Raw genomic sequence first — 10,349 nt, 5'->3', positions numbered from 1 at the left:
CACCAGCGTCACCTCCCCGCCCGTCGAGCCCGCCAGCACGAGCCCGCCCGGCGTCGCCGTCAGCCCGCCCTGCACACTCCCGGACAGCATCCGCGACCACCGTCGCGACGGCGTCCCGGCGACCGCCGGCAGCTCGAACGCCGTCGTCGACTCGTGCGTCGCGCCGTCGGCGCCGACGACCCGCAGCTGCAGCCGGTGCGTTCCCGGCGGCAGCGCCGCGGCGTCGACCGTCCCGGACCACCAGCGGCTGCGGTTCGGCGCGGTCAGCGGCACCCAGGCACCGGCGTTGCGGCCGCCGAAGACGTGCTGCGGGTAGAGCTGGGCGCGGACCTGCGCCGGTGCGCCGTCGCGCGGGACCTCGACCCGGACGTCCAGCGCACCGCCCGCCGCGAGGTCGATGACGACCTTGCCCGGCGCCAGCAGCCGGCCGGACCCGTCGCCGCCGAGCGGGATCGTGGTCAGCTCGCGGCGCGTCTCGACGCCGTCGATGGCCACCGTCACCACCCAGACGCGCAGCACCGGGTGCCCGGCGTCCTCGACCCGCTCGACCCAGTAGTAGAGCGCCGCGTTGCGGGTCGCGGCGCCGGTGACCTGCGTGAACCCATTGAAGCGGTAGACGCCCTCGGCGTGCACGTGGCCGGCGAACACCGCGCGCACCGGCGACCCGGTCACCGTCGCGAAGAACGCGTCCTGGTCGTTGACGTAGTAGTGGTCGGCGCCGTACGGGAAATGCTGGAAGAGCACCGCGGGCGCGGACTGGTCGATCGCGCCGGACAGCCAGCGCAGGCGCTCCGGACCGAAGTGGCCGGGCTCCTGCAGCAGCTGGGTCACGTCCAGGCCGACGATCCGCAGCCCGCCGGCGTCGAACGTGTACGGCGCCGGGCCGAACGTCTGGTGGTACGACTGGCCGGCGTTGACGTCCCAGCGCACCTCGTGGTTGCCGGGCACGTGCCGCGTCCTCGGCCGCAGCGTCTCCGGTATCGTCGCCAGGTACGCGTCGAACTCCACGCCGGCGCCGTAGTCGGTGATGTCGCCGCAGTTCATGACGAAGTCGGGGTTCGCCCGATCGATCGACTGGAAGACCCGCGGCAGCAGCTGCAGCCGGACCGGCTCCTCCGGGCTCGCATGGGTATCGGTGATCACCGCGAACCGCAGGCTCACGCCGTCGGGAGCCGCAGCGGCCCGGGCCGGCCGGACGAACGAGCCCGGCACGGCCGTCGTCGCCAAAGCGCCTGCGACGCTGGCCCCGGCCAGGCCGAGGAACCGCCGCCGATCGATCGTCCTGCTCGGTGTGTCGGTGTCGGTCATCGCTGCACGCTCCCGGCTCGCCGTTGACTGGCGGTCACGGTAGGGGCGGTGATCGAGCGGCCGGGGCCCGTCGGATGAACTCCCCCGTACCGGCCGGTGAAGACGGTAGGATCGGCGGCAGCGCGTCGCGGAGGTCCGCGGCCTGACGGTGACCGACTGGCTGCGCCTTGTGTACGCCGGCGACACGATCGGCGGAACCCACGTCGCCCGGCCGGCCGAGGCCGCCCGGTGGACCGCCCTCGTCGACCGGTCCGACCCCTACTTCGCCTGTGCGGCCAGGGACGTCGACGTAGTGCGCGGAACGGCCGCGGCCGACCACGGCTGGGTGCACCGGCCGGGCGGGCCGCTCGGCCTGCCGCCGCTGGTCGCCGTCACGCACTCGTCGCTGGTCCGGCTGCCGGAGTTCGCGGCCGGCCTGCGCGACTGCGCCCGGGCGCTGCTCGACGCCGGGGCCGACCCCGACGACGGCGAGTCCCTCTACCACTCACTCGGCGACATCGAGTGCACGCGGCTGCTGCTGGCGGCGGGCGCGACGGTGACCGGCACGAACGCGATGTACGCGGTCGCCGACCACGACGACGCAGACGTGTTGCGGCTGCTGCTCGAGCACGGCGGGGACCCCAACGAGCCGTCGCCGTCCTGGGGCGCGCCGCTGCTGTTCGCGATCCGGCGCCGGTGCTCGACGGCGTTCGTCCGGCTGCTGCTCGACGCCGGGGCGGACCCACGCGCCGTCACGCCGGAAGGCGTCGGCGCCTACCGGCTGGCGCTGCGGTTCGGCCACCCCGAGGTCGCGGAACTGCTGCACGGCTCGGGCGCCGTCGAGCCGCTGGATCTCCGCGAGCTGGTCGTCGCCGCGTGCGCGAGCGGCGACGCAGCGGCCGCGCGCCGGCTGCTGGCGGCCCACCCGGACGTGGTCGCGACGCTCGACGAGACCCAACGACGGCTGCTGCCCGACCTCGCCGCGGCCGGCGCCACCGACGCCTTCCGGCTGATGGTCGAGGCGGGCTGGCCCATCGACACCGTCGGCGGCGACTGGCAGGCGACCGCGCTGAACCACGCAGTCTTCCGCGGCGACGCCGGCCTGACCCGGTTCCTCCTCGAGCACGGCGCCGACCCGGCCGTGCCGCATGGCTTCGGCGACACCGTCGTCGGCACCTTGGAGTGGGCGTCGCGCAACGGCACGGAGGGCCCGCGCGACTTCGACGGGTGCGCGCGAGCCCTCCTCGACCACGGTGTCGAACTGCCCGCGGACGGGCGGCCTCGACCACAGCAAGGCAAATGAGGCGCTCCTGCTGCTTCCATGGGTCGGTCGCGTGTGGTTCGCCGGGTTTTGCAGGCCGCCCACCAGGCGTTCTCCCGCTTCACCAGGCATGCATGGGTGGTAGAGCGGGAGAACGCCTAGTGACGTGCGCGATCGTTGATGATCATCGCTGTCCACAGCCACCAACGCCACACCGCTCCACGCCAGGGCGCCTCGAGGTGTGCCCAGACTGGCCCCGTCCCCCTGATAGCGCCCATGATGTTAGCCGCCATTGAAAATGCCGATGATGGCGTCACTGATCACGAGGATCTGGCGGTCACGGGCGAGGTCGTGTGATCGGCGCGGCGACGTCGCCGTCGTACGGCGTCGGCCGCCCCCGCGACGCTGGGCCGGCCCGGGCCGGGCACCGATCACAACCGGGCGTGTTGACACCAGCGCCAACCGTTGGCGCTCATGTCAACACCTCCGCGGGCAGCGCCTGGAATGACCTGCCCCATAGCGGCTCACACCGTCCCTTACCGAGTTGATCATGGAGAAGGTCGGGTTTCCCGCGACTCCAAAGGCGACCTTCTCCATGATCAAGCGTGCCGGTCGTCGTCGTCAACGTCAACGACGACCCATCGTCATCGACAACGGCGGCCAACACCCAGAGCCGCGGGCGCGCGGGCCAAGCGGTCACCGCCAGCGCGAAGCGCCCAACAGTCCGCTTTATGCGCACGTTCGTGGCAGGAGAATGGGGCAGCAGGGGGACGGCCAACGGTACGAACCCGGACCACGGATACAGCAGAAGACCCGCAAAGGATCCAACCGTCGACCTGCCAGTTGTCACGGTGCGTCAGCGCGGCCTGCTGTCCTTCACGAGAACTTCCAGTGGCGATCTCGTACCGAGGGCACGCAGCAACTACAACCAGGTCCATACGGTCAACGGAGTGCGCCGCGTGTATGACCCGCCGCTCGTCGTTCGGTCTGGGAGGCTGTACAAGTGGACATCGCCGACGTCGACCCCGCGACCAGACCTGGGAGGACGATCGCCCCACGTACCGCGTCTACTTCTGGGGCGACAACGCCTCATCCCATGAGTACTAGGTGCGCGGGGCCGACGTCCACGAGGTGATCGAATGGGCCGAGCGTGAGCGGGGAGAACGCACCTACACCCTCTATGTCTGCGTTCGGGCCGAGGGCCTGGGCCTCGTCCGCCTCGCCGGCACCGACCCGACCGGCCGCGACGCCTGAACCGTCCGGCGATCAGTCCGTGTCGACCGCCGGCAGCGCGAACTGACTGTTGTACAGGTCGAAGTACGCGCCCCGCCGCTCCAGCAGGTCGGCGTGCGAGCCCTGCTCGACAATGGCGCCGTCGCGCATGACGAGGATCAGGTCGGCGTCGCGGATCGTCGACAGACGGTGCGCGATGACGAAGCTGGTCCGGTCGCTGCGCAGCGCCGCCATGGCGTGCTGCACCAGCACCTCGGTGCGGGTGTCGACCGACGACGTCGCCTCGTCGAGGATGAGGATCGACGGGTCGGCGAGGAACGCCCGCGCGATGGTGAGCAGCTGCTTCTCACCGGCGCTGATGTTGTCGCCCTCCTCGTCGATGACGGTGTCGTAGCCATCGGGCAGCGAGTGGACGAACCGGTCGACGTAGGTCGCCTCGGCGGCCGCGCGGATCTGTTCCTCCGACGCCGTGGGGTCGCCGTAGGCGAGGTTCTCCCGGATCGTGCCGCCGAACAGCCAGGTGTCCTGCAGCACCATGCCGATGTTGGAGCGCAGCTCGTCGCGGCTCAGCTCGGCGATGTCGCGACCGTCGATGGTGATCCGCCCGCCCTGCAGCTCGTAGAACCGCATGATCAGGTTGACCAGCGTGGTCTTGCCGGCGCCGGTCGGGCCGACGATCGCCACCGTCCGGCCCGGCTCGGCCACCAGCGAGAGGTTCTCGATGAGCGGCTGGTCCGGGTCGTAGCTGAACGTCACGTGCTCGAACTCGACCCGCCCGCGGGCCGGGCCGTCCAGCGTCGCCGGCATGGCCGGGTCGGGCACCTGCTCGGGCTCGTCGAGCAGCTCGAACACCCGCTCCGCCGACGCGACGCCGGACTGCAGCAGGTTCGCCATCGACGCCAGCTGGGTGAGCGGCTGGGTGAACTGCCGCGTGTACTGCACGAACGCCTGCACCTCGCCGAGGCTCATCGACCCCGACGCCACCCGCAGGCCGCCGACGACGGCGATCGCGACGTAGGTGAGATTCCCGATGAAGAACATCACCGGCATGATCAGCCCGGACACGAACTGGGCGCCGAAGCTGGCCTGGAACAGCTCGTCGTTCTTGGCGCCGAACGACTGCTCCACCTCGCGCTGCCGGCCGAACACCTTCACCAGCGCGTGCCCGGTGTAGGCCTCCTCGATCTGCCCGTTCAGCGCGCCGGTGTGCGCCCATTGCGCGACGAACTGCTGCTGCGACCTCTTCGCGATCAGGGCAGTCACGACCATCGAGAGCGGGATCGTCACCAACGCGATCACCGCCAGGAGCGGCGAGATCCACACCATCATCGCCAGCACGCCGAGCACGGTGAGCAGCGAGTTGAGCAGCTGGCTCATGGTCTGCTGCAAGCTCTGCGACACGTTGTCGATGTCGTTGGTGACGCGGCTCAGCACGTCGCCGCGGGCGTTGGCGTCGAAGTACTTCAACGGCAGCCGGTGGATCTTGTCCTCGACGTCGGAGCGCAGCCGGAACACCGTCCGCTGCACGATCGTATTGAGCAGGTAGGCCTGGATCCACATGAACAGCGACGCGCCCACGTACAGCGCGAGCACGCCCAGCAGCACCGACTGCAGCGCCCCGAAGTCGACGCCCTGACCGGGGACGACGTCCATGCCGGCGATCATGTCGGCGAAGGTGTCCTGCCCGTCGGCGCGCAGGTTCTCGACCGCCTGGTCCTTGGTGACGTCGGCGGGCAGCTGGCGGCCGATGACGCCCTGGAAGATGAGGTCGGTGCCGTGGCCGAGCAGCCGCGGGCCGACGGCGTTGAGCGCCACGCTGACCACGGCCAGCACGACCACCAGGAGCACGCCGGTCCGCTCGGGCCGCAGCCGGCCGATCAGCCGCTTCGCCGACGGGACGAAGTCCATCGCCTTCTGCGGCGGCCCGGCCATGCCGCCGCCGAACGGTCCGCCACCGGGCCGGAGTCCTCCCCCGCCGGGACGCGCGGGCGCCGCGGGCATCGTCGTCGTGGACCCGGCCCCGCCGGCCGGCCTGGACGCGCTCATGCCGCCTCCTCCGCGGTCAGCTGGGACTCGACGATCTCGGCGTACGTCGGGCAGCTCTCCAGCAGCTGCGTGTGCGTGCCGAGCCCGACGACGGCGCCGTCGTCGAGCACCACGATCTGGTCGGCGTCGATGATGGTGGAGATCCGCTGCGCGACGATGACCACCGCAGCGTCCGTGGTGTGCGGCCGCAGCGCCGCCCGCAGCCGGGCGTCGGTGGCGAGGTCGAGCGCGGAGAACGAGTCGTCGAACAGGTAGATGTCGGGCTTGCGGACCAGCGCCCGGGCGATCGCCAGCCGCTGCCGCTGGCCGCCGGACACGTTGGTCCCGCCCTGCGCGATCGGTGCGTCGAGGCCCTCGGGCATCTCGCGGACGAAGTCGGCGGCCTGCGCGATCTCGAGCGCCGCCCACAGCTCGTCGTCGGTGGCGCCGGGCTTGCCGTAGCGCAGGTTACTGGCGACCGTGCCGGAGAACAGGTACGCCTTCTGCGGCACCAGGCCGATCCGCTCCCGCAGCGCCTCGGGGTCGAGCCGGCGGACGTCGACGCCGCCGGTCAGCACCTGGCCCGCCGTCACGTCGATCAGCCGCGGCACCAGGCTGACCAGCGTGGTCTTGCCCGAGCCGGTGCTGCCGACGACCGCGGTCGTGGTGCCCGGCTCGACGGTGAACGTGACGTCGCGCAGCACCGGCGCCTCGGCGCCCGGGTAGGCGAACGACGCACCGCGCAGCTCCAGCGACATCCGCCCCGGCAGCCGCGTCACCGGCTCCGGCGGCGGCACGACCGACGACTCGGTACCGAGCACCTCGCCGATGCGCTCCGCGCACACCGTCGCCCGCGGCACCATGACCAGCATGAACGTCGCCATCATGACCGACATGAGAATCTGGATCAGGTAGGTCAGGAACGCCGTCAGTGCGCCGATCTGCATCTGGCCGTCGTCGACCCGGCCGGCGCCGAACCACAGCACGGCCACGCTCGACACATTGAAGATCAGCATGACCCACGGGAACATCAGCGCCGTCAGCCGGCCGACGTAGAGGGCGGTCTCGGTGAGCGCGGTGTTGGCGACGGCGAACCGGCTCTGCTCCCACCGTTCGCGGACGAACGCGCGGACCACCCGGATGCCGGTGATCTGCTCACGCATCACCCGGTTGACGCCGTCGATGCGCTCCTGCATGCGCCGGAACCCGGGCACCATGCGCCGCACGATCAGCGCGATGCCGATGATCAGCGCCGGGACGCAGACCAGCAGCAGCCAGGCCAGCCCGACGTCCTCGCGCAGCGCCATGACGACGCCGCCGGTGGCCATGATCGGCGCGGCGACCAGCAGCGTGCACGACAGCAGCACCAGCATCTGGACCTGCTGGACGTCGTTGGTGTTGCGGGTGATCAGCGACGGCGCGCCGAACCGGCCCACCTCGCGCGCGGAGAACTCGCCGACGCGGTGGAAGACGGCGGCCCGCACGTCGCGGCCGAACGCCATCGCCGTCTTGGCGCCGAAGTAGACGGCGCCGACCGAGCAGGTGATCTGCAGCAGCGTCGCCGCCAGCATCCACCCGCCGGTCCGCATGATGTAGCCGGTGTCGCCGCGCGCGATGCCGTTGTCGATGATGTCGGCGTTGAGGCTGGGCAGGTACAGCGAGGCCAGCGTGCCGACGAACTGCAGCACGACGACGGCGGTGAGCCATCGCCGGTACGGGCGCAGGTACGTCCGCAGCAGGGTGATGAGCATGGTGCGGCTCCGAACTGGAGTATCGGATCTGACGTGTGGTGGTTCGTGTACCCGGGTCGAGGGGTCAGGGCGACGGGTCGCCCGCTTCGGTGCTGACGCCGTGCAGCAGCAGGTCGACGATCTCGGCCGGCGTCATGGGCTCGTGGTCGTTGATGAGTGGGTGGAAGCCTGCGAAGGCGAGGATGCGCAGCCGCCGCGCCACCTCGGCCGGCGGCACCCGCAGCCGATGCCGGTCGGGCTCGACCAGCTCGGCGATGATGGCCATCATGCCGGCGTGCCGTGGCGGCTCGTTCCGGCCGTCGTCGCCCGGCGGCCGCTGGAAGCCGATCGCCGCCATCAGCTGGAAGACGCTGGTCAGCCGCTCGTGCAGGATCTGGGCGACGAGCAGCAGCCGGTCCTCCAGCGGCAGGTCGGTGCCGATGGCGGCCAGCCGCCGCTCGGTGTCACCCGGGTGGAGAGCCGCCTCGAGGGCCTGCCGCAGCAGCGAGTCCTTGTCGTCGAAGACCCGGAAGATGGTGCCCTCGGCGATGCCCGCCGCGTCGGCGATCTGCCTGGTGCTGACGGCGAACCCGTGCTGGCGGACGAGCGGAACCGTGGCGGCGATGATCGCCTCGCGTCGCTGGTCGGGCGACATGGGCGTCGCGCGGGTCCGTCGGGTCTCGGTGGCCATGAGTCACGATGGTAAGTGAGTGAGGACTCACTCACAACTCGGTTGCCGGGCGTTCGCTCCGCGCGGACGGCGGGCGTACGCTCGAAGGTGAAGGGCCGCTGACGAGGAGGTCAGCATGGGTGCGCTACTCGCGATCCTCATCATCCTGGTCATCGTCGGCTTCGCCGGACTGAGCGCGAGCGCCCGCATCGTCCGTCAGTACGAACGCGGCGTCGTCTTCCGGCTCGGACGGGTGCACGGGCCGCCGCGCGAGCCGGGGTTCATCTGGATCGCGCCGTTCGTCGACCAGATGCGCAAGGTCAACGTGCAGATCATCACGCTGCCGATCCCCGCGCAGGACGGCATCACCCGCGACAACGTGACGGTCCGCGTCGACGCCGTCGTGTACTTCCGCGTGCACGACCCCGTCGACGCCGTCGTCGAGGTGCAGGACTACGAGTTCGCCGTCTCGCAGGTGGCCCAGACGTCGCTGCGGTCGATCATCGGCAAGAGCGAGCTCGACGACCTGCTGTCCAACCGGGAGTCGCTGAACCAGGGCCTGGCACTGATGATCGACAGCCCGGCCATCGGCTGGGGCATCGAGATCGACCGCGTCGAGATCAAGGACGTCGCGCTGCCGGAGACGATGAAGCGGTCGATGTCACGGCAGGCCGAGGCGGAGCGGGAGCGGCGGTCGCGGATCATCACCGCCGACGGTGAGCTCCAGGCGTCGCACAAGCTCGCCTCGGCGGCGTCGGCGATGGCGGAGACCCCGGCCGCGCTGCAGCTCCGGCTGCTACAGACGATCGTCGAAGTGGCCGCCGAGAAGAACTCGACCGTGGTGCTGCCGTTCCCGGTCGAGCTGCTGCGCTTCCTCGAGAACGCGACGGAGAAGCCGGTCGCGCCGGCCGGTCAGCAGAGCACCGCCGAGAGCAACGGTGCCCGGTCGCTGCCCGAGCAGCCGGGCGCCGAGCGGTCGATCGGCGAGCGGCCGGGCGCCGAGCGGCCGATCGCGGAGCGGCAGCTGGCGGATCGGCCGCCGCCTCCGCCGCCGTGATGCTAGGGTCTGCGGCATGTACGCGACCGTGCTCGGCACGTGGTGGCCCGCCTCCTAGGCGGCCCACCCCCTTCGCGTACCCCACGCAAGCGACCGCCTCACCGAGGCGGTCGTTGTCGTATCCGGCGCCGTTCCGCCCCGGTCGAGGCTCGACCGGAAGGAACGACCATGCTGAAGGACCTGCTCGACGACCCCGCTCCCCCGCCGTTCGCCGTGCTCGCCCGCGCCGGCCGGCCCGGCGTCGAGCTGCTGCTCGGTGACCTCGTCGACGTCGACCGGCTGGCGGACATCCCGCTGCCGGACCCGGACAGCCCGGCGACGCTGGCGCTGATCCCGTACCGGCAGCTGTCCGAGCGCGGCTTCGAGTGCCACGACGACGGCGCGCCGCTGCGCTGCCTCCGGGTGCGGGAGCGGGCGCAGCTGTCGCGGGCGGACGTCGTGGCCGCGGTGTCCGGCGACGTCGACGTCGCGCCGGGCGGGTTCGACGTCGCCGACGACGAGTACGCGGACATCGTCGGCCGGGTGATCCGCGACGAGATCGGCCGCGGCGCCGGCGCCAACTTCGTCATCCGGCGCGACTACCTGGCCCGGCTGACCGGATCCGTACCGCACGCGGCGCTGCGGCTGTTCGGCCGGCTGCTCACCGGCGAACCGGGCGCGTACTGGACGTTCGCGGTGCACGCCGGCGACGTGACGATGGTCGGCGCGACGCCGGAGCGGCACGTCAGCGTCGACGACGGCACCGTCGTGATGAACCCGATCAGCGGCACGTACCGCGTCCCGGCGGGCGGTGCGACCTCCGGCGATCTACTCCGGTTCCTCGCCGACCCGAAGGAGACCGAGGAACTGTTCATGGTGGTCGACGAGGAACTGAAGATGATGAGCGCCGTGTGCGAGGACGGCGGACGCGTGCTCGGGCCGTACCTCAAGGAGATGACCCACCTGATCCACACCGAGTACCTGCTCGAGGGCGCGACGCGGCTGGACGTGCGCGACGTGCTGCGCGAGACGATGTTCGCCCCGACCGTGACGGGGTCGCCGCTGGAGAACGCGGCGCGGGTGATCACGCGCTATGAGGTGGGTGGG

At 71.3% G+C, this 10,349-nt stretch carries 8 protein-coding genes; 4 read left to right on the top strand and 4 right to left on the bottom strand.

What is annotated here, in order from left to right:
* On the bottom strand, positions 1-1,308 hold a 1,308-nt coding region (locus E1262_RS29695), incomplete at its 3' end, for a metallophosphoesterase family protein (protein ID WP_132107951.1).
* Between the two features lie 148 nt (positions 1,309-1,456).
* Between E1262_RS29695 and E1262_RS29690 the strand changes: the two genes are divergently transcribed.
* Together E1262_RS29690 and E1262_RS30710 are read left to right on the top strand one after the other, a co-directional pair.
* Positions 1,457-2,590, top strand: coding sequence for an ankyrin repeat domain-containing protein (locus E1262_RS29690; RefSeq protein ID WP_162606142.1), 1,134 nt, complete (start codon positions 1,457-1,459; stop codon positions 2,588-2,590).
* A 1,065-nt stretch (positions 2,591-3,655) separates the two neighbouring features.
* Positions 3,656-3,802, top strand: coding sequence for a hypothetical protein (locus E1262_RS30710; protein WP_162606141.1), 147 nt, complete (start codon positions 3,656-3,658; stop codon positions 3,800-3,802).
* Positions 3,803-3,814: 12 nt separating this feature from the next.
* On the opposite strand, the gene E1262_RS29685 is transcribed toward E1262_RS30710, so the two are convergent.
* The 3 genes from E1262_RS29685 to E1262_RS29675 form a co-directional block, all read right to left on the bottom strand.
* On the bottom strand, positions 3,815-5,827 hold the full coding sequence (locus E1262_RS29685; protein WP_132107949.1) for an ABC transporter ATP-binding protein: 2,013 nt from the start codon (positions 5,825-5,827) through the stop codon (positions 3,815-3,817).
* Entirely contained in the window at positions 5,824-7,557 is a 1,734-nt protein-coding gene (locus E1262_RS29680; protein ID WP_132107948.1) for an ABC transporter ATP-binding protein, read from the bottom strand. Before E1262_RS29680 ends, E1262_RS29685 begins: the two co-directional genes overlap by 4 nt.
* Before the next feature lie 64 nt (positions 7,558-7,621).
* On the bottom strand, positions 7,622-8,227 hold the full coding sequence (locus E1262_RS29675; RefSeq protein ID WP_132107947.1) for a TetR/AcrR family transcriptional regulator: 606 nt from the start codon (positions 8,225-8,227) through the stop codon (positions 7,622-7,624).
* 115 nt (positions 8,228-8,342) lie between these two features.
* On the opposite strand from E1262_RS29675, the gene E1262_RS29670 reads away from it, so the two are divergent.
* Both E1262_RS29670 and E1262_RS29665 read left to right on the top strand, forming a co-directional pair.
* Positions 8,343-9,263, top strand: a complete 921-nt coding sequence (locus tag E1262_RS29670; protein ID WP_132107946.1) for a slipin family protein — start codon at positions 8,343-8,345, stop codon at positions 9,261-9,263.
* A gap of 168 nt (positions 9,264-9,431) precedes the next feature.
* Positions 9,432-10,349 (top strand): chorismate-binding protein (locus E1262_RS29665; RefSeq protein WP_203454725.1); only part of this gene is annotated, 918 nt, incomplete at its 3' end.

The sequence above is a fragment of the Jiangella aurantiaca genome (assembly GCF_004349105.1).
Classification (GTDB): Bacteria; Actinomycetota; Actinomycetes; order Jiangellales; family Jiangellaceae; genus Jiangella; species Jiangella aurantiaca.
The sequence above is the reverse complement of the archived record's forward strand: the minus strand, read 5'-3'. Positions and strand labels throughout refer to the sequence as shown.